Origin of the sequence: Paraburkholderia largidicola, from assembly GCF_013426895.1 — a bacterium.
Lineage (GTDB): Bacteria > Pseudomonadota > Gammaproteobacteria > Burkholderiales > Burkholderiaceae > Paraburkholderia > Paraburkholderia largidicola.
The window spans coordinates 1,864,092-1,883,800 of record NZ_AP023175.1 but is presented as its reverse complement, the minus strand read 5'-3'; the positions used below and the strand labels follow the sequence as shown (position 1 = coordinate 1,883,800).

Here is a 19,709-nt window from a genome sequence, read left to right as displayed (position 1 = left end):
CAATACCCGCAACAACCCCGTAGCCGCGCAGACCAGCGGCATGACAACAGGCAGTTCCCTCGCTCAGTGGAGTTCTGAAACGATGACTACGCTTCTCTTCTCTCAACCGTTGCGCCTGCGTTCGCTCGTGACGAGCGGCGCGCTGGTGTTCGCGATGCTCGCGTCGGGCGCTGCGCACGCGGCAACCACGGCCGTGATGGCCGTCGACTCGACGTTCACGACGCTCGACCCATACGACGCCAACGACACGCTCTCGCAAGCCGTGTCCAAGTCGTTCTATCAAGGTCTGTTCGGCTTCGACAAGGACATGAAGCTGGTCAACGTGCTCGCGACGAGCTACGAAGCCAGCCCGGATGCGCGCGTCTACACGTTCAAGCTGCGTCAGGGTGTGAAGTTCCAGGACGGCACCGACTTCAACGCCGCCGCCGTCAAGGCGACGTTCGACCGCGTGACCGACCCGGCGAACAAGCTCAAGCGCTACAACATGTTCAGCCGCATCGAGAAGACGGAAGTGGTCGATCCGTACACCGTGAAAGTCACGCTGAAGGCGCCGTTCTCGGCGTTCGTCAACGTGCTCGCGCATCCGTCGGCCGTGATGATCTCGCCGGCTGCAATGAAGAAGTACGGCAAGGACCTCGCGTTTCACCCGGTCGGCACGGGCCCGTTCGAACTCGTCAAGTGGGACCCGGCGGGCGATCTGACTGTGAAGAAGTTCGATGGTTACTGGAAGAAGGGTTATCCGAAGATCGATGAAATCGACTGGAAGCCCGTAGTGGACAACAACACGCGCGCCGCGCTCGTGCGCACGGGCGAAGCAGACTTCGCGTTCCGCATTCCGTTCGAACAGGCCACCGCGCTGCAATCGGAATCGAAAGTCGACATCATCGCGACGCCGTCGATCATCAACCGCTACGTGAGCCTGAACACGACGAAGAAGCCGTTCGACAACCCGAAGGTGCGTGAAGCGCTGAACTACGCGATCAACAAGGAAGCACTCGCAAAGGTCGCATTCTCGGGCTACGCCGTGCCCGCCGACGGCGTGATTCCCGAAGGCGTCGATTACGCGACGAAGCTCGGCCCCTGGCCGTACGACCCCGCGAAAGCACGCGCGCTGCTGAAGGAAGCTGGCTATCCGAACGGCTTCGAAACGACGCTCTGGTCGGCGTACAACAACTCGACTTCGCAGAAGACGATCCAGTTCGTGCAGCAGCAACTGGCGCAGGTGGGCGTGAAGGCGAGCGTCGAAGCGCTCGAAGCGGGCCAGCGCGTGGCGAAGGTCGAAAGCGCGCAAGACCCGGCGACGGCGCCCGTGCGCATGTACTACATCGGCTGGTCGTCGTCGACGGGCGAAGCGGACTGGGGCATCACGCCGCTGCTCGCGTCGTCGTCGGTCCCGCCGAAGCTCGTGAACACCGCGTACTACAAGAACGATACCGTCGACAGCGATCTCACCAAGGCGCTCGAAACCACGGACCGCACGCAGAAGGCCGCGCTCTACGGCGACGCGCAAAAGCGCATCTGGACCGACGCGCCGTGGATCTTCCTCGTCAAGGAGAAGATCGTGTACGCGCGCAGCAAGCGGCTTGCGGGCGCATACGTGGCGCCGGACGGCTCGTTCAACTTCGATGAAATCGCGCTGAAGTAAAGCGCTGATGACGCTGGTCTCGATGCGTGCGTTTCGAGACCAGCGCGTTCGCTTCATGCAGCCCATGCTTTTCGATAGCGGATCGCTCTCATGCTGAATTTTCTCGTCAAACGTCTGCTGGGCCTGCTGCCGACACTCCTGATCGTCGCCGGCCTCGTGTTCCTGTTCGTGCACATGCTGCCCGGCGACCCGGCGCGGCTCGCAGCCGGCCCCGAAGCCGACGATGCGACCGTCGCGCTCGTGCGCGCCGACCTCGGCCTCGACAAGCCGATGCCGCAGCAGTTCGTGAACTTCTTCATGCGCACCGCGCATGGCGACTTCGGCATCTCGACGCGCAGCAAGCGCCCCGTCTCTGCGGAGATCGGCGAACGCTTCATGCCGACGCTGCTACTCACGCTCGTCAGCATGGTGTGGGCGGTGATCTTCGGCATGGCGATCGGCATCGTGTCGGCCGTGTGGCGCAACAAGTGGCCCGACCGGCTCGGCATGACTATCGCGGTGTCGGGCATTTCGTTTCCCGCCTTCGCGCTCGGCATGCTGCTGATGGAAGTGTTCTCGGTGAAGCTCGGCTGGCTGCCGATCGTCGGCGACGGCTCGTGGCGCAGCTACGTGCTGCCGTCCATCACGCTCGGCGCGGCTGTCGCAGCCGTGATGGCGCGCTTCACGCGGGCATCGTTCGTCGAGGTGCTGAACGAGGACTTCGTGCGCACCGCGCGCGCGAAAGGCGTCGCCGAGCAATGGGTCGTCATCAAGCACTGCCTGCGCAACGCGATGATTCCCGTCGTCACGATGATGGGCCTGCAGTTCGGCTTTCTGCTCGGCGGCTCGATCGTCGTCGAAGTGGTGTTCAACTGGCCGGGCATGGGACGCCTGCTGGTCGACGCCGTCGCGATGCGCGATTACCCCGTGATTCAGGCGGAAGTGCTGCTGTTCTCGCTGGAATTCATCGTCATCAATCTGATTGTCGACGTGCTGTATGCCGTCATCAATCCGACCATCCGTTTCAAGTGAGGCCCGCATGAGCACGACCGCCGACAACACCCGCACCGTCTCGTCCACCCGCGACGAACGCGCGATCCGCACGCCATGGAGCGAGTTCTGGCGCAAGTTCCGCAAGCAGCACGTCGCCCTCGCGGCGGGCCTGTTCGTGCTGGTGCTCATCGTCGTTTCGATCGTGGGCCCGTATATCGTTCCGTACGACCCTGAAAACTATTTCGACTACGACGCGTTGAATGCGGGACCGTCGGCTGCGCACTGGTTCGGCGTCGATTCGCTGGGCCGCGATATCTTCAGCCGCATCGTCGCGGGCACGCGCATTTCGCTTGCGGCGGGCTTCGTGTCGGTGGCGATCGGTGCGGTCGTCGGCACGTTCTTCGGTTTGCTCGCGGGCTACTACGAAGGCTGGTGGGACCGCATCACGATGCGCGTCGCCGACGTGCTGTTCGCGTTCCCGGGCATTCTGCTCGCCATCGGCATCGTTGCGATTCTCGGCAACGGCATGATCAACGTGATCGCAGCCGTCGCCGTGTTCAGCATTCCCGCGTTCGCGCGGCTCGTGCGCGGCAATACGCTGATGCTCAAGCAGCTGACGTATATCGAAGCGGCACGAAGCATCGGTGCGTCGGACTGGACCATCATCATGCGACACATTCTGCCGGGCACGATTTCGTCGGTGGTCGTGTATCTGACGATGCGCATCGGCACGTCGATCATCACGGCGGCGAGCCTGTCGTTTCTCGGCTTGGGCGCGCAGCCGCCGACGCCCGAGTGGGGCGCGATGCTCAACGAGGCACGCGCCGATATGGTGACGGCGCCGCATATCGCGCTGTTTCCGAGCCTCGCCATCTTCCTGACTGTGCTCGCGTTCAACCTGCTCGGCGATGGCTTGCGCGACGCGCTCGATCCTAAGCTGGATCGGCCATGAACATGCTGTCGATGCCGCATGTCGGCGTGTTGCCTGCAGGCGTGTTGGGCACGATCGGCGATGTGGCTGGCGTGACGGTTGGGCATTGCACGCTCGCTGATGGGCCGATACAGACAGGCGTGACCGTAGTCCGGGCCCATCGCGACGATCCGTACCGTCACAAGGTGCCTGCTGCTGCGAGCGTGATAAACGGTTTCGGCAAGAGCATCGGACTCGTGCAGGTCGAAGAACTCGGCGTGCTCGAAACGCCGATCGCGTTGACCAATACGTTTGGTGTCGCGGCTGTCGCGCAGGCGCAGATCCGCGCCGCCGTTGCGAGCAGTCCGCAGATTGGGCGCGAGTGGTCGACCGTCAATCCGCTCGTGTTCGAATGCAATGACGGTTATCTCAACGATATTCAGGCGCTTGCCGTTGCAGACCAGCACTACGTCGCGGCGCTCGATGCGGCGACATCCAGGTTCGAACGCGGCTCGGTCGGCGCGGGCCGCGGCATGTCGTGTTTCGATCTAAAAGGCGGTATGGGCTCGGCTTCGCGCATCGTGAATGTGGCGAGGCAAGACTTCACTGTCGGCGCGCTCGTGCTCGCGAACTTCGGGCGGCTGCCGATGCTGACTATCGATGGCGTCCCGATTGGACGTGAACTGTCTGCACGCAAGCAGACATCGACGCAACCGACTGCCACAAAACCCGAGCAAGGCTCGATCATCATGATCGTCGCCACCGATGCGCCTCTCGATTCGCGCCAACTCAAGCGCCTTTCAATGCGCGCCGCCGCGGGCCTCGCGCGCACAGGTTCGGTGTATGGACACGGCAGTGGCGATATCGCGCTCGCGTTCTCGACGGCGTGGACTGTTCCGCATGAGGCCGATTTCATCGCAACGCCGCCGTTGCTCAGCGACACGCGTCTCGATCCGTTGTTTCACGCATGCGCGGATAGCGTCGAGCAGGCAATCATCGATGCATTGTGGTCCGCCACCTCCGTCACCGGGCGCGACGCGCACACACGTCTTTCGCTGCGTGAAGCGGCGCCCGATCTCGAACAACTGTTGAAGCGGCACACAACATGAAAGCACTGATTTCCGTCGATATCGAAGGCGTGGCAGGCGTCGTGAGTACCGAGCAGACGCGCGCGGGCAATGGCGAATACGAACGCGCGCGCCGCTGGATGACGCTGGAAGCGAATGCAGCGATCGAAGGTGCATTCGCGGGCGGTGCTACGGACGTCTGGGTCAACGACTCGCACGGCGGCTTTCGCAATCTGCTGCCCGACATGCTCGATGCGCGCGCCAACGTGATACTCGGCAAGCCGCGCACGCTCGGCATGATGGCGGGCCTCGAATACGGGCCGCAACTCGTATTCATGATCGGCTATCACGCGATGGCGCAAAGCCGCGGCATTCTTGCGCATACGATCAACAGCTTCGCTTTTACCCGCGTGACGATGAATGGGCGCGAGGTGGGCGAAGCCGGGATTTATGGCGCGTTGGCTCGTGAATATGGCGCGAGCGTCGTGCTGCTTTCGGGCGATGACGTGTTTGCCGATGAGACGAATCCCGTGTTTCGCGATGCGACGTTCGTAGTTACCAAGAACGCGACGGGTTTTGGAAGCGGTGTGACGCAGACGCCGGAGCGTGCGTGTGCTGCGATCAGAGAAGCAGCACGGGAAGTTGTCACGAAGTTCGAGGGGCGAGCCGTTGCGCAACGCGTTACGCGTCAGCCTGTCGATATCGAATTGCGCGTGCAAACGACTGCGCTCGCCGATCTGTTTGCGCAGATGCCGTCGCTGGAACGCGTGGACGGCGTGACGCTGCGGTTTTCTACACCCTCTGTCGAGCATGCGGTGCGCACGCTGAATTGTCTGTCGGCGATGTCGTTCATGTTGCGCTGAGAACTTCCTTGGACTTTTGAAGTTCGCTAGTAGCAGTCAGTCTAAAAGCCAACCGCTATCGCCTTCGATAAGCGTGCCGCCGTGACTTGTCGAGTCGCCCATTCGCGCAACGCCCGAACCATCGAATACCGATGACGATCCCGACACGATTACCGCTCCGCAACTGGTCTTGTCACCGACCCGTGCGACGGCACGACCACCGACAAGCACGCCGCTGGTACCCGTAGTCACGATGCCGGGACCGTGAATGGGACACATGTGTTGATGTCCAACCAGAACCACTGGGCGCATAAAAGTCCTTCACTGTCGAAGCGCTTATCGTGCCGAAGCCTTCGGCTGCTCGCCGGCATACTTCCACTGGAAACTGAACGGGTCTACGCCAATATTGCCCGGCAGGTTCGGCATCTGGTCGCCCTCCTTCACAAAGGCTTCGTGATATCCCCCGATCATGTCAATGGTCTGGCCTACCGCCTGCCAGTACCCCGTTCGTGGTGAGAAGTCGCCGGGGCGGGCAAAAGGAAACGCTGGCACCTGAGTCCGGGCATCCACTTCACCGAGGAATTCGATCTTTCGACCTTTCGCGGCTTCTTCCTCTGTGGGTTTATAGACCTTGAAGTACAGGCGGTTCGATGGAGCATTGTCGGTAATCGGATAGCGCATGCGGCCCTTGCCCTGCGCATCGGTTCGATCAAGGACTTCGCGTACGGCGATCCAGTCAAGCTGGCTCTGCCAGTAGACCATTTCGTAGATATGGGTGCCGGGAAGGAACTGGCTGTTCTCGATGAGGAGTTCCGCAGGGATTCCACCATCAACCTGCCGTTTTGGATGGATCGCATATCGATACTTCATTGTTTCGTCGTCACGCGGTGCCGCTTTGATTGCCATAATGCCGTCATCTTTGCGAGAGATTCGCGGCTCTATCTGTTTCCCTTCCGAATAAATTCGCTCATGCGGCCCGTCCGGTGTTGGGCTACCAGTAGCTTCGACGTCCGAACTCGTCGGATTTATAAAGGTAAGGCTGTACCGTATCATTGTGTCGTCGTTCCCCATGGCCCAATCGATAAACTTGATCAGAGTAATGAGGGGATTTTTCACCCAGTTGATACGGTTGTCAGGAATACCTGTCTGGTTGGCGCTGCCGGAAGACTGGTTGCTGTTCATGGTGACAATCCCGCTACTGATTTTTGTGGACGACGACTGTGTTTCAATTGTCGAACAGGCTGTAAAGGTCACGATACTCCATACGGCGACCACCCATCGAATAGGTCGCCGACTACGCGTCAAGTTCTGGTTCATCTTTTGCACTCTCGATAAAGAAAGCAATACTCTCGGCATTGGCAAGTGCCCAATTCGGGGAGAATTCAGCCAGCACTCTTGCCGCGCGTGCGCCGTAGGCAGTGCGGCCATTGAAGTCCTTTGGATCGCTTGTTGCGGCAGGCAGCGCGATAATCTGGTCTTTTGCATGCGCAGTGTTTTGCAAATGTGCGACCTCATGCAGTTGGACCTCCATCCGGTTCTGGTCGACAGGATCATTCTTACTGAACGGGCGGAAAAACAGTCCGTACTGGCACCCGATATTGGCGTACTCCATCTGAAAACCGGCTTGTGCAGGTTGCAGCGGCCGCACTGGGTACGAAGCGGGGTGTACCCACGCGCCTGCCTCAAAGCCCACTGCACCCTTGATGACACGCTGCAGTGAAATGTGCCGGAAAAAGTTCCTCATGCCTTTCATATATAGATAGACATGGTGACCGGCAGGCGCGGCTGCGAGCGTCCCGTGAAGCGTTTCGGGCGCGGCAATTGCGTTGGGATCCACGCCGAACCAGTAGATGAAGTTTTCCCAGAACGTTACGTGACCGATATTGTGAATGTCGTGCGTTGTCGCATACTCACGGGCGACTACGGGCGTTGGCGCCGGGGGAGACGGCAAGGTAGCCGTGGCTTCCTTCCAGGGCTCAAGCTGCGCCAGGCGCTTTTCGATCAGCTTCAGGCCCGTATTCCAGCTTCGCAGGATTTCCTGTTCGAATGCTTCTTCTGAGAGATGCACATCCGTCGTCAAGCATTCGCGCATCTGCGCAAGGAAGCCGAGCGGATGAAAGTGCCAGTTCTTCGCATCCATCGGTTGCGCCCGCGGAGTCAGGGATGGACTGGTCACACCATCCTTCTTTACCTGAGCTTCGGTCCAGAACTGCTGGCGTCCTACGTCATCAAGGAACGCGTTAAACTGCTCATCGGTCAATTGTGGAAGTGGCGGATGCGCGCCAGTTTTCAGCTTCTGGTAGCGCGTCGCGTTGTGGTCCTTATCCCACTCGGTGTGAAAACGCACTGCCGTACGGCGTAGGATTGCATCTACGCCCGCACTATGCAGATCGTTCAGGTTTAACGCTGCTGGCAGCTTGCAAGCCGCACCGAGTATCTGCTGCATCACCGCGTCGTCGTCCTCGACGAAGGCATCATCGGTTGTGTTCAGATCCCTGTCGTCGTATGCCAGCCAGCCACTACTCATCCAGTCGCTATCGGTAGTCAGCGAGATCCATGCATCGTTGGCGAAACTTCGGCCGTCAGCGGCTGCAAGAGCTTGGGACGAATAGGCATACCAAGCGACCCCAGATAAATCGAATAGTTTGAAACAACGAAGCTCTAACGCGCTAGTTCCGGGTTTTCCATCTACCCTGCAAGGAATCGCTGATGCAAAACACGATCCGGCAGAAACTCCTATAACGTCACTGCTCGTCAATGCTGAGACTCCGAAGGGCGGACGCTTCATGAGCTGCGCAATCCTCGTCAACCACACCTTCCCCGCGCCATCGCTCTTACCACCATCCGCGTAGTCCTGATGCGCCAGGCTGGGGTTGACTATGTTAAGCGGCTCAAGCGCCTTCATCGGCTTAACCAACGCGTTGTCGGCAGTAAATATCTCGAGGTGGAAGCTGTCGGCGATCACCCCGAGCTGGCCATCGGTCATGCCCGCATAACCGATGACCTCGCCTGCACGCACAGGATGGCTAACTGTCTTCACCGCATCGAGCGTGCGCCACATTTTCTCCGTCGGATGGTTCCCGTACAGCGCACCGATCGGATAGCCAAGCCGTACTTTTGCTGAAACAGCAAGCGGCACGGCAGGATCAAGGTCCAGGTAAAGATGTTCGATCCAGCCCTCGACCGTACCGCCCGTGTTGACGTCCGTAACACGTATTCTCGACATCCGGTGTGGATCATTGTTGAGAGCCAGAATCGTAACCAGGTCGCCTCGCAAGGCACTCACTGGCAAAAAGCTCTCGCCCGTTGCGAGAAAAGGCGGCAAAAGTCTCTTGTCCTTCATTGACGATAAGGGCATCAGATTCGCGTATAGCGAATAAAAGTGCGCGCCGGTATAGCGGTTTGTCGGATTGGCGCCGTTATTCTTTTCAAGCTCGTGACGGATCAGTACAAAGCTGCCACTGATCTGCCGATAGGCCGACCGCCTCGGCGCAGGCTTTGCATTCTCTTTGACCTTCATGTCTAACGAACTGTGGGTGTAGTCACTGTCCAGCCGATAGGCGACGATCACGCCCGCGGCAACCGCCCGCACAGGCTTCGTCGACTTGAGATGTACACCGCCATGCCAGAAGCGGTTTATCCCGACAGGAAATACGCCGCCGGACAACCCTCGTGCCTGATCCAGATACTTCTTGACGAGCGCGGGCGTGGTCAGTGCCGCCCCGTTCGACGCTGCATAGCTGACAGAAGGCGGAGGGCTGTAGTAAGGATCGTCTTCAAAAGGAAAAGTAACAATCATTGTTCTATGTTGTTCAACTCAGCGTCGTGAAGTGCTGGACTGGCGGATTGCTCAACCGGAAAACGGAAAGGTCTCGGGATCGAAAGTCGACCCGTCACGCACGTCGGAGCGCATTTCAAGTGCGTTCTTTACCCATCCGGTTGTCGACTGCACGGGTCCCTTCAGGACGATCCTGACCGCCTCCAAGGTGATGCCATTGCCGTCGAGCGTGATCGTTCCTGCCGGCCCCTGGATCTTCGCCACGTCGCCTGCCATCAACGTAAGTACCTTGCTGCTCAGATCGAGGGCCTGCCCGGCCTGCAGCTGATAATGGCCTTGCACGGTATGCTCCGCATGCCCCTTGATATCGACCAGATGGTTTGCGGTAATACGATCCTTGCGATGATTGCCGATCTCCTCGATACGGTCCTTGGCGATGTGCAGGGTATGATTCCGGCCAATCTCCAGAAACGCGTCGTGGTCGATACGGTGATGCCGGTCATGACCAATCTTCACCTGCTCGTTGTTGCCGACCGTCTCTGAACGGTCGTGACCAATCGTTGTGTTTTCGTCGTTCTCAACAGTCTTTATCCGGTCGTGCCGGACCGCGTGCGACTCGTCATTCTCGACCTCAGTGCGCATGTCTTTCTCGGCCTGCAGCCACAACTCTTCCGCGCCCTTCTTGTCCTCGAAGCGGATCGCGTTGGCGTTCCCGTAGCCGCCATCCTTCGACGAGCGCGTGAGGATGCCACTTTGCGTCGCGTTGCCGGGCAGATCCCACGGCGGCATCGTCATCGCGTTATAGACGCGTCCGGTCACGATGGGCAGATCCGGGTCGCCGTTGACAAAGTCCACGATCACTTCCGTGCCCACGCGTGGAATATGGATGCCGCCGAAGTTGCTGCCCGCCCACGGATACGACACGCGCACCCAGCATGACGAGTTGTGGTCCTTCGGGCCGTGGCGATCCCAGTGGAAGGCGAGCTTCACGCGCCCGTACTGATCGGTCCAGATTTCGCTGCCGGGCGCGCCCGTCACGATCGCCGTTTGCGGACCGGTGGTGCGCGGCTTCGGATAATGCTCGCGCGATGGACGGAAGACGGTCGTTGCCGGCTGCACGGCGAACTCCGTCCTGATGCGGTATTGCGCGCCGCTGCCCGTCACCTCGGCGACTTCCTCGGCCTCGAGCGTCGCGCGTAACACCAGGTATTCGCGGTTGGCACCCGCCTGCGGATGGCCAGCAAGAGTGAAGGTCGTGCCGCACACGATACTGCGCACATTGCCGCCGCCCGAGGCCACCTCGCCCTGCGCGTACAGTTCCTCCATGCGCACCCGCGCGAACTGCTCGCCGTGTTCGCGATCGGTGTAATCACCCGGCCATTCATAGCGTTCGAGCTGGTTGTGCGCGGTGTCCTGAGCCAGCTCGTTCTGCGCCTGCAGTTGCGCCTTTGGCTTCTTGAAGTCGAAGTCGTTCGTGGTCCAGATGCCCGTCTGCAGGCGGTCAGAGGTGTTGAACCGGCCGATGTATTCACGGTCGATCTTGTGACCAGGCGGGTAATACCACAGCGTCTGGTAGGCGGCACTCTCAACCGTTTTATGCGCACCCAGATGATCCACCAGCACCATCCGGTGGAATGTATTCGAGTGCTCGACAAACCAATAGATGCCGTGCTCGGCCATCAGGCGTTGAACGAAATGAAAATCCGTTTCGCCATACTGGACCTGAAAGTCGAGCACCGGATACGTGCCGCTCAGGCGCAAGTCGTACGAGTAGAGATAGTTGCCAAACACCGCTTCGAGGATTTCCACCACGGTCTTGCGCTGAAAAATTCGATAGTCCAAGCGCAAATCCATCAGCGCGATCCACGGCTGCAGCAGCACGCGGTAACGCGACTGCCGGTTCAACTGCTCCACGAACCCCGCTTCCATCACGATGCCGCTGATCTCACGCGTACCCGCGCCGATGTTCGCGGAACCTGTCAGCCCCGTAGCGCCCGCCACGAACTCACCCATGCCGTCGAGCTGGATAGTCACCGTCAGTTCAGTGCCGATCAATGCTTTCAGGTCGACCGACGCGGCTTCCTCTTCCGGCATGTCCAGCGGCGTCGTAAGAAAGAGATCGTAACCGTAGAGGGAGGAGAGCTTCTCTTCGCCGCGAAGTGCTGCCAGTTGAAGGACGGGTGAACCGTCGGGAAACTGCGGCAGCGCAGGGCCGCTGACGCTCAGCGTGCGGGCAGTCAGAAAGTTCAGCATGCGGGGCGGACTCCCGGCCGAGCGGAGCGCAGACTAGCGTGTCGACATGTTAAGTCTTGCATGCGGCAGATTCCTTTCTTATGCGTTTTGATGTCTACCGCCTTGTGTATCTACGCGGGAGCACAACTTAACTTCACTTCAACGCGGCGCGAAAGACTCTGCCTCAGGCTTGACCTTGATGCATATCAGAACAGTCCCAATAATTAGCTATCCGATTCAAATAGCATTTGTCTGTCAGATAGCGCGCTTATAGCGCGACATTGACGGCAAACAACTCAGGAATACCGTACGGGCGATCGACTGGGGGATGAATATGGCCGACAGACTTCTCGACGCCGCAGAATGAATTACGCGGGCGTCGCGCATTCAAAACAGGCGCCTCGAACGAGGACGAACGGGTCGCGCTGCGCTATGGTTTCGAATGAAAGCGCAACGCGACCCGCTGAAGGGGGACGGAAAGATGATCGAGTCGGCGGTTGACTCTATTGAAGAGAAGGTACGGTGAACAAAATCACGTGTTTCAAACCCGCCGCTTGCTCCGCCGGAACTGATCGAACAGCACCGCGAGCAGCAGAATCCCACCGCGAATCAGATACTGATAAAACGTCGGAACATTGAGCAGGCTCATCGCGTCCTGCACCGAGCCCATAATCAGCACGCCAACCAGCACACCCGAAATCGTCGCGACACCACCTGTCAGCGACACGCCGCCCAGCACGCAAGCCGAAATCACGCCGAGTTCCAACCCAACCGACGTCTTCGGATCGCCGAGACTCATCCGCGACGCGAGCATCACGCCTGCGAAACCCGTCACCAGCCCTTGCAGCACGAACACCGTGATCTTGATGCGCGTAACCGGCAGACCGGCCAGCAACGCCGCCTCGCTATTGCCGCCGACAGCCAGCACATTCTTGCCGAACACCGTCTTGCGCAGCAAAAATCCGAACAGCACGAAGCCGACGATGTTGCTCCAGATCGGAAACGAAATACCGAGGAACGAACCGCCGCCAAGATCGAAGAAGCTCTCTTCCGAGATCATCACCGCATCGCCGTTCGACGTAATGAACGCGAGGCCGCGCACCACTTCCATCATCGCGAGCGTGACGATCAGCGAATTGATCTTGTAGCGCGCAATCAGCACGCCGTTCACCATCCCGACCGCGCCGCCCGCCAGCACGCCCGCGGCAACGCCGAGCGTCACGCTGTGCGTTGCCGTAATCAGCGTCGACGCTACGACACCCGAAAACGCGACGATCGACGCCACCGACAAATCCACTTCGCCAAGTGCCAGCACGAACATCATCGTCACGGAGATCGAACCGATCAGCGTGACCGAGAGCAACAGGCCCTGCATGTTGCGGGTCGTCAGAAAGTCGGGCACCGCGAACGACAGCACCGCGAACAGAATGACGAACACCATCACGATGCCCGACTTGTTGATCAGGTCCCACGTGCGCGCCGCGTGCGCGGCCGCGCCGGGCGATGCGGCGTGATTGGCTGCCGGCTCGGTCGCCGGACGTGTGCTCGGTGTTTGCATGGTCTTCCAGTTCCGTGGTCTACGTGGTGCGTTGTTGCGCGTGCTGAGTCGCTGAATGCGTCACTGCGGCAAAGCAAGTTTGATCAGTTGATCGGGCGTGGCCTGCGCTTTCGGCAGATCGCCGACGATGCGCCCTTCCTTCATCACCAGCACGCGGTCCGCAATGCCGATCACTTCCGCCAGATCGCTCGAAACGACGATCACCGTGCGCCCCGCTTCCGCGAGGTCGTACAGCAGGTCGTAGATTTCCGCGCGCGCGCCGACGTCGATGCCGCGCGTTGGTTCGTCGAGCAGAAACACGTCGATGCGCTCGGCCAGCCAGCGCGACAAAATCACCTTCTGCTGGTTGCCGCCCGACAACGTGCCGATCACGGTTTCCGTATTGCGTGTCTTGATCGACAGCTTGTCGATGTATTCGCGCGTCAGATCGCGTTCGCGCTTGCCGTTCAGCAGAAAACTCAATGGGCTGAAGTGCCGGCGCGCGCTGATGTTCAGGTTGTCGGCCACGGAAGCAATCGCGACGATGCCTTCCTGCTTGCGGTCTTCCGGACACAGCGCGATGCCTGCGCGCACCGCATCGCGCGGCGTCGCAAAAGCAACACGCTTGCCGTTCAGTTCGACATGGCCGCTTGCTGGCCGCGTCGCGCCATAGAGCAGCTTCATCAACTCCGAGCGCCCCGCGCCCACCAGCCCGAAGAAGCCGACAATCTCGCCCTTGCGCGCAGTGAAGGAGACCGGAGCGGAAAGCCCCGGCCCCATCAACTGCTTCGCTTCAAGCTGTACCTCGCCCGGCGTACGCGGACGATATCCATACACATCGCGGATCGAACGGCCCACCATGCAGCTGATGAGCCGGTCGCGATCCAGATCCGCAACGGAATCGAACGTTTCGATCCGGCGGCCGTCGCGGAACACCGTGACGCGGTCGCACAGTTCGTAGACCTCGTCCATCCGGTGCGTGACGTAAATCACCGCGCGCCCTTGAGCGCGCAGCGCATTGATGATCTTGAAGAGCCGTTCCGTTTCTCGCGCGGACAGCGAACTGGTCGGTTCGTCGAAGGCGATCACGCGCGCGTCGCGCATCAGCGCCTTGCCGATTTCGATCATCTGCCGCTGACCGATCGACAGGCTCTTCACCTGCGTGTTCGGATCGATCGATTCGCCTAGCCGCTCCAGCTCGGTCATCGCGCGTTTGACGAGCGCTTTCTCGTCGAGCACGCCGAAGCGGTTCGGCAACTGCCCGAGCATCAGGTTCTCAGCGACCGTCAGCTCGGGCACGAGATGCAGTTCCTGATAGATGATCGCGATGCCCGCCTCGATCGCGGCTTTGGTCGTCGTGAACTTGTGTTCGACACCGGCGAGGCGCAATGCGCCCGCCTGCGTCTGGTTCACGCCCGACAACACCTTCAGCAGCGTCGACTTGCCCGCGCCGTTCTCGCCCATCAGGCCGTGCACTTCGCCGCCGCGCACGTCGAACGAGACGTTGTCGAGCGCCACCACGCCCGGAAACGCGACGGTGATGCCGTCGAGTTCGAGATGCGTGGCGGACGCCGTCAACGGCTGTTCCGAAGGAGCGACATAGGTCGCGCTGCTGGCGTCATTCGCGTTCATCGTGTTTTGCATCCGTTCTACCGCATCAGATTCCGAGTTCCGTCCGCACGTCCTTCCAGTTTTCGCGCGTCATCAGCTTGCCCGTGGTCTGCGTATCGGCAGGCGGCTGCTTGCCCGACTTGATCCAGTCGACGAGGTTCTGCGTGCTCTGCTTGCCGTGGTTCGTCGAGCTGACGGCGATCGTGCCGTAGAAGCCCGTCGGTTCCTTCTTCTGGAACTCGGCGAACGCTTCGCCCGCGCCGTTGATGCCCACGCCGATCACGTCCGCGCCGGGAATGTGCAGTTGCTCGGTGGCACGCACGCCGCCCAGCACGCTCTCTTCATTCAGCGCGAAGATCACCCACTTCTTGATGTTCGGATGCTTCGACAGCACGGGCGACGCTGCGTTGAAGCCGCCTTCGTCGTCGGTGGTCTTTTGCGGCGCGTCGAAGATGTTGTCCTTCTTGAAGCCGTTGGCGAGCAGCGATTCCGTTGCGCCGTCGGTGCGCAGCTTGGCCGTCGGCAGTTCGTAGTCGGTGATGCGGATCGCGCCCACTTCTTCCGGCTTCCAGCCGCGCTTCTTCATTTCGTCGGTGATCGCCGTGCCAACCTGATTGCCGATCTTGAACGCCGACATGCCCAGATGCGGCACGTTCGCGAGCGGCTTGCCCGTCGAGTCGACCAGTTGATCGTCGACGGTCACGAACTTCATGTTGTAGCGCTTTGCGCGCGCCTGAATCGCCGGTCCGAGACGCACGTCGGGCGGGCAGATCACGAAGCCCTGTGCGCCTTGTGCGCCGAGGTTGTCGATCGCGGCGAGCACTTTCTCGCCGTCGGGCGCGCCGATGTTCACAACCGAGAAGCCTTCCTTCTGGCCCAAAGCCGCCGCCGCTTTCTGCTCGTTGATGAACCATGCCTGTTCGGGCATCTTCACGAGCACGCCGATTTTCAGCGGCGTATCCGCGTGTGCGGTCATCTGCACGGCGAACGGCGCGGCCAGCAGCGCGGCGGCCATCGCGGACAAAGTGAGGCGTCTAAGCTTACGGGTCATGCTTGTCTCCTTGGATCAGGTCGTTGCTTGTGGTTGTTCGAATCAGCGCTTAACAGGTCTAACGGGACGACCAGGCCCGCGCATCTCTCAGGCGCTAGTCGTGAAACGGCTCGACCTCGTGACGACGGCCAAGCAGGAATGCATCGGCCACCAGCCGCAGCGGGCGCACATCCACGTCGTGCTCGCCATGCGTGATCAGCCAGTGGAACCGCTCATACAGCGACGGATATTCGCGCTCGGGTCCGATCTCGACCGGCTTGCCCGCAATCGCGAGCTTCTTGCCGCCTTCGCTCAGATGCAGCACGCCGTCCGTGGTCTTCACTTCGATTTCCCATTGCTCGACGGGACCATGACGCCAGTCGAACTCCGCACGCACGGGCACGCCCGCTTCGTCGATGAAGTCGAGGTCGGCGGCGATCGGCGTCTGCACGTTGGCGGGAACCGAAAGCGTTGCTTCGCGCAGAATGACTTCGCGCGGCAGCATGTGCGTGATGATCGACAGCGCATTGATGCCCGGATCGAACACGCCGAGTCCACCCGGCGTCCAGATCCACGCCTGACCCGGATGCCAGCGGCGCACGTCTTCCTTCCAGCGCACCTGCACTTCCTGCAGCGTGCGCGACGCAAGCCATTCACGGGCCGTTTCGACAGCGGGCGCGTAACGCGAATGCCATGTCGCAAACAGCGTGCGGCCCGCGTTGCGCGCCATCGCGCGCAATACGTCCACTTCGTGCACGCTCGCGCCGGGCGGCTTTTCGAGCATCACGTGCTTGCCGGCTTCGAGTGCAACGCGCGCCTGATCGAAGCGCACTTGCGGCGTCGCGCAGAGCGACACCGCATCGAGTTGCGGCTCGTTGGCCAGCATCTCTTCGATGGTCTTGTAGTTGCGCACGCCGTCGACCTGCGCATTGCGACTCGCGCACGCGACAAGCTCGAAGCCGTCGAGCGCGGCGATAGCGGGAAGATGCTGGTCGCGCGCAATCTTGCCGACGCCGACGATGCCAATGGAAAGTCTGTTGTTCATATAGTGAGCTTCGAGGGACTAACGGATTGTTAGCGGCCCCAGCGTAACGCAAGCGCATGTGCCGCGCGTGCGCATCCGCATGAATCGACGCGAGCGGCATTCGACATCGCGCCGACTTGCAGAGCGAGTCGCACAACGTGGGATTCGACGAAGCGTTTGCCCGACCTTGCCACTATTTGAGACTCCTCATTTTCTTCACGCTGCCGACTCGCCTGTTCACCGTGCCGCCGACGAATTAGCCAAACTATATGCGTGGAGTCGACACGGTGTGATTGGTGTTTTCCCCCATGCACAACACCCAAAAGTCATTCTATTTATCGACTCTAGCAACGTGCAACCCGTATTACAGCGCACAACGTACCCGCTATTTAAGACATTCCGCTGACAATGGACTTTTCAAAAGTTTGCTTGTAAGCCCTAATGGACATCGGCGGAAGCCACGCATATAGTCTTACTATATTTGAACAAAATTGAACGAGACACCATGACCGACCAACCCCGCAAACTGCGCTCCGCCGCCTGGTTCGGCACCGCCGACAAGAACGGTTTCATGTACCGCAGCTGGATGAAGAACCAGGGCATCCCCGACCACGAATTCGCCGGCAAGCCGATCATCGGCATCTGCAATACGTGGTCCGAGCTGACACCGTGCAATGCACACTTTCGCAAGCTCGCCGAGCACGTGAAGCGCGGCGTCTATGAAGCGGGCGGATTTCCCGTCGAGTTTCCGGTGTTCTCGAACGGCGAGTCGAACCTGCGGCCCACGGCCATGTTCACGCGCAATCTCGCGAGCATGGATGTCGAGGAATCGATTCGCGGCAATCCGATCGATGCCGTCGTGCTGCTCGCCGGTTGCGACAAGACCACGCCCGCACTGCTGATGGGCGCGGCCAGTTGCGATGTGCCCGCGATCGTCGTGAGCGGCGGGCCGATGCTCAATGGCAAGCACGAAGGTCGCGACATCGGCTCGGGCACGGTCGTGTGGCAGCTGAGCGAACAGGTGAAGGCGGGCAAGATCTCGATTCACGAGTTCATGTCGGCGGAAGCGGGCATGTCGCGCTCGGCGGGCACCTGCAACACGATGGGCACGGCGTCGACGATGGCTTGCATGGCCGAAGCGCTCGGCGTCACGCTGCCGCACAACGCGGCGATTCCCGCCGTCGATTCGCGCCGCTATGTGCTCGCGCATCTGTCGGGCATGCGCATCGTCGAGATGGCGCTGCAGGACGTGCGGCTGTCGAAGCTGCTCACGCGCGAAGCGTTCGAAAACGCAATCCGTGCGAATGCGGCAATTGGCGGATCGACCAACGCGGCGATCCATCTGAAGGCGATTGCCGGACGTATCGGCGTGCAGCTCGAACTGGACGACTGGACGCGTATTGGACGCGGCACGCCGACGCTCGTCGATCTCCAGCCTTCAGGCCGCTTCCTGATGGAAGAGTTTTACTACGCGGGCGGCTTGCCCGCTGTATTGCGCAGGCTCGGCGAAGCCGGTCTGCTGCCGCATCCCGACGCGCTCACTGCGAACGGCAAGACGCTGTGGGAAAACAGTATCGACGCACCGATCTATAACGACGAAGTGATCCGGCCGCTGGAGAAGCCGCTGCGCGAAGACGGCGGCCTGTGCGTGCTGCGCGGCAATCTCGCGCCCAATGGCGCGGTGCTCAAGCCGTCGGCGGCCACGCCTGCGCTGTTGAAGCATCGCGGCCGCGCCGTGGTGTTCGAGAACTTCGACGACTACAAGAAGCGCATCGCCGACCCCGAACTCGACGTGACGGCGGACTCGGTGCTCGTGATGAAGAACTGCGGGCCGAAGGGTTATCCGGGCATGGCCGAAGTCGGCAACATGGGTCTGCCGCCGAAGCTGCTCGCGCAGGGCGTGACGGACATGGTGCGCGTGTCGGATGCGCGCATGAGCGGCACGGCGTATGGCACGGTGGTCCTGCACGTGGCGCCCGAAGCGCGCGCGGGCGGCCCGCTCGCGGTGGTGCGCGACGGCGACTGGATCGAGCTGGATTGCGACGCGGGCCGCCTGCATGTCGATATCGACGACAAGGAAATGACCACGCGTCTCGCGGAATGGAAAGAGTCGCAACAGCGCAATCCCGCCGATGCGAGCGGCTATCGCAACCTCTATATCGACCATGTGCTGCAGGCCGATCAGGGCTGCGATTTCGACTTTCTGGTGGGTTGTCGCGGCGCGGAAGTGCCGGCGCATTCGCACTGAACGCGCCGCGCTACGTAGCGTAGCGAATCAGCTCAGGGTATGCGCTCCGACGCCGAGAATCTTATCGGCGTCGGCGCGGGCGTTTTCGAGCTGCACGAGGCTCGCCTGACGCGCGGCCAAGGCATCGCGATTCTGGATCGCGGTGAGGATCGCCTTATGGCGCGGCAGCGATAGCGCATGCGTGTCGGGATGGCGGCTGGTCAGCTTGATCGACTCCGACAGCGCCAGCGACATCATGTTGCCGATATACGCGAGCATGTCGTTGTGCGTCGCAGCCATGATCGCGCGGTGAAACTCGAGGTCCGGCTCGAGCAGATCGCCGGCGCTTTGCGCATGCTCCATGCGGTCATACGCGGAGCCGATGCGCACCAGGTCTTCATCCGTTGCCGCCGTCGCCGCGAGCGCGGCCGCAGCGGGTTCTATGATGCGGCGCACCGTCATCAGCGACAGAAAGAACTCACCTTCGGGAATGCTGTTGAGCGTCCAGTAGAGCACGTCAGGGTCCAGCATGTGCCACTCTTCGCGCGGCCGCACGACGCTGCCCACGCGCGGCTTCGAAACGACCAGCCCTTTGGCGACCAGCACGCGCGTCGCTTCGCGTAGCACGGGACGGCTGACACCGTATTTTTCGCACAGCGTCGCCTCGGCGGGCAGGCGTTCGCCTGGCGCCAGCCTGCCGCTTACGATCTCGATGCCGAGTTCCTGCACGATCCGCGCATGCAGGCTTTTGCGTTTCTGAAGATGCCGGTAGTCCATGATGTATTTGTTGTGGCCGTGCGAATGCGGATAGCTGTACCGTTCCCGTTGTGGGCT

15 protein-coding genes are annotated in these 19,709 nt (G+C 60.9%); 6 read left to right on the top strand and 9 right to left on the bottom strand.

Features of this window, described 5'->3' with window-relative positions; genetic code table 11:
- Positions 1 to 82: 82 nt before the first annotated feature.
- The 5 genes from gsiB (at position 83) to PPGU16_RS25120 (ending at position 5,457) form a co-directional block, all read left to right on the top strand.
- On the top strand, positions 83 to 1,645 hold the full coding sequence (gene gsiB / locus PPGU16_RS25140; protein ID WP_180723110.1) for a glutathione ABC transporter substrate-binding protein GsiB: 1,563 nt from the start codon (positions 83 to 85) through the stop codon (positions 1,643 to 1,645).
- A gap of 90 nt (positions 1,646 to 1,735) precedes the next feature.
- The gene (gsiC, locus tag PPGU16_RS25135) at positions 1,736 to 2,656 is read left to right on the top strand and encodes a glutathione ABC transporter permease GsiC (protein ID WP_180723109.1); all 921 of its coding nucleotides are present in this window, start codon (positions 1,736 to 1,738) and stop codon (positions 2,654 to 2,656) included.
- Positions 2,657 to 2,663: 7 nt separating this feature from the next.
- On the top strand, positions 2,664 to 3,569 hold the full coding sequence (gene gsiD, locus PPGU16_RS25130; protein WP_180723108.1) for a glutathione ABC transporter permease GsiD: 906 nt from the start codon (positions 2,664 to 2,666) through the stop codon (positions 3,567 to 3,569).
- Complete coding sequence (locus PPGU16_RS25125; protein ID WP_180723107.1) at positions 3,566 to 4,636, top strand: DmpA family aminopeptidase; 1,071 nt, start codon at positions 3,566 to 3,568, stop codon at positions 4,634 to 4,636. The genes gsiD and PPGU16_RS25125 overlap by 4 nt, the downstream gene beginning before the upstream one ends.
- Positions 4,633 to 5,457 carry a M55 family metallopeptidase gene (locus PPGU16_RS25120; RefSeq protein WP_180723106.1) on the top strand — a complete coding sequence of 275 codons (825 nt, stop codon included), beginning with the start codon at positions 4,633 to 4,635 and terminating at the stop codon, positions 5,455 to 5,457. Before PPGU16_RS25125 ends, PPGU16_RS25120 begins: the two co-directional genes overlap by 4 nt.
- Before the next feature lie 36 nt (positions 5,458 to 5,493).
- On the opposite strand, the gene PPGU16_RS25115 is transcribed toward PPGU16_RS25120, so the two are convergent.
- The 8 genes from PPGU16_RS25115 to PPGU16_RS25080 all read right to left on the bottom strand — a co-directional run bounded on the left by PPGU16_RS25115 (position 5,494) and on the right by PPGU16_RS25080 (position 16,669).
- On the bottom strand, positions 5,494 to 5,715 hold the full coding sequence (locus PPGU16_RS25115; RefSeq protein WP_238268721.1) for a PAAR domain-containing protein: 222 nt from the start codon (positions 5,713 to 5,715) through the stop codon (positions 5,494 to 5,496).
- Between the two features lie 57 nt (positions 5,716 to 5,772).
- Positions 5,773 to 6,618 carry a hypothetical protein gene (locus PPGU16_RS25110; RefSeq protein WP_180723104.1) on the bottom strand — a complete coding sequence of 282 codons (846 nt, stop codon included), beginning with the start codon at positions 6,616 to 6,618 and terminating at the stop codon, positions 5,773 to 5,775.
- A gap of 112 nt (positions 6,619 to 6,730) precedes the next feature.
- Positions 6,731 to 9,235: a M35 family metalloendopeptidase gene (locus PPGU16_RS25105; protein ID WP_180723103.1), complete on the bottom strand. Its 2,505-nt coding sequence runs from the start codon at positions 9,233 to 9,235 to the stop codon at positions 6,731 to 6,733.
- Positions 9,236 to 9,286: 51 nt separating this feature from the next.
- Positions 9,287 to 11,467: a type VI secretion system Vgr family protein gene (locus PPGU16_RS25100; RefSeq protein WP_180723102.1), complete on the bottom strand. Its 2,181-nt coding sequence runs from the start codon at positions 11,465 to 11,467 to the stop codon at positions 9,287 to 9,289.
- Between the two features lie 520 nt (positions 11,468 to 11,987).
- Positions 11,988 to 13,004: an L-arabinose ABC transporter permease AraH gene (gene araH, locus PPGU16_RS25095; protein WP_180723101.1), complete on the bottom strand. Its 1,017-nt coding sequence runs from the start codon at positions 13,002 to 13,004 to the stop codon at positions 11,988 to 11,990.
- A gap of 60 nt (positions 13,005 to 13,064) precedes the next feature.
- A complete protein-coding gene (gene araG, locus PPGU16_RS25090) occupies positions 13,065 to 14,615 on the bottom strand; it encodes an L-arabinose ABC transporter ATP-binding protein AraG (RefSeq protein ID WP_224029590.1) in 1,551 nt (516 codons plus the stop codon).
- 25 nt (positions 14,616 to 14,640) lie between these two features.
- On the bottom strand, positions 14,641 to 15,645 hold the full coding sequence (locus tag PPGU16_RS25085) for an arabinose ABC transporter substrate-binding protein (RefSeq protein WP_007582801.1): 1,005 nt from the start codon (positions 15,643 to 15,645) through the stop codon (positions 14,641 to 14,643).
- A 94-nt stretch (positions 15,646 to 15,739) separates the two neighbouring features.
- Positions 15,740 to 16,669: a Gfo/Idh/MocA family protein gene (locus tag PPGU16_RS25080; protein WP_180723100.1), complete on the bottom strand. Its 930-nt coding sequence runs from the start codon at positions 16,667 to 16,669 to the stop codon at positions 15,740 to 15,742.
- 484 nt (positions 16,670 to 17,153) lie between these two features.
- On the opposite strand from PPGU16_RS25080, the gene PPGU16_RS25075 reads away from it, so the two are divergent.
- The gene (locus PPGU16_RS25075) at positions 17,154 to 18,896 is read left to right on the top strand and encodes an IlvD/Edd family dehydratase (protein ID WP_180723099.1); all 1,743 of its coding nucleotides are present in this window, start codon (positions 17,154 to 17,156) and stop codon (positions 18,894 to 18,896) included.
- A 27-nt stretch (positions 18,897 to 18,923) separates the two neighbouring features.
- Here the strand turns inward: PPGU16_RS25075 and PPGU16_RS25070 are convergent, their stop codons facing one another.
- Positions 18,924 to 19,652 carry a FadR/GntR family transcriptional regulator gene (locus PPGU16_RS25070; protein WP_180723098.1) on the bottom strand — a complete coding sequence of 243 codons (729 nt, stop codon included), beginning with the start codon at positions 19,650 to 19,652 and terminating at the stop codon, positions 18,924 to 18,926.
- Positions 19,653 to 19,709: the final 57 nt, after the last annotated feature.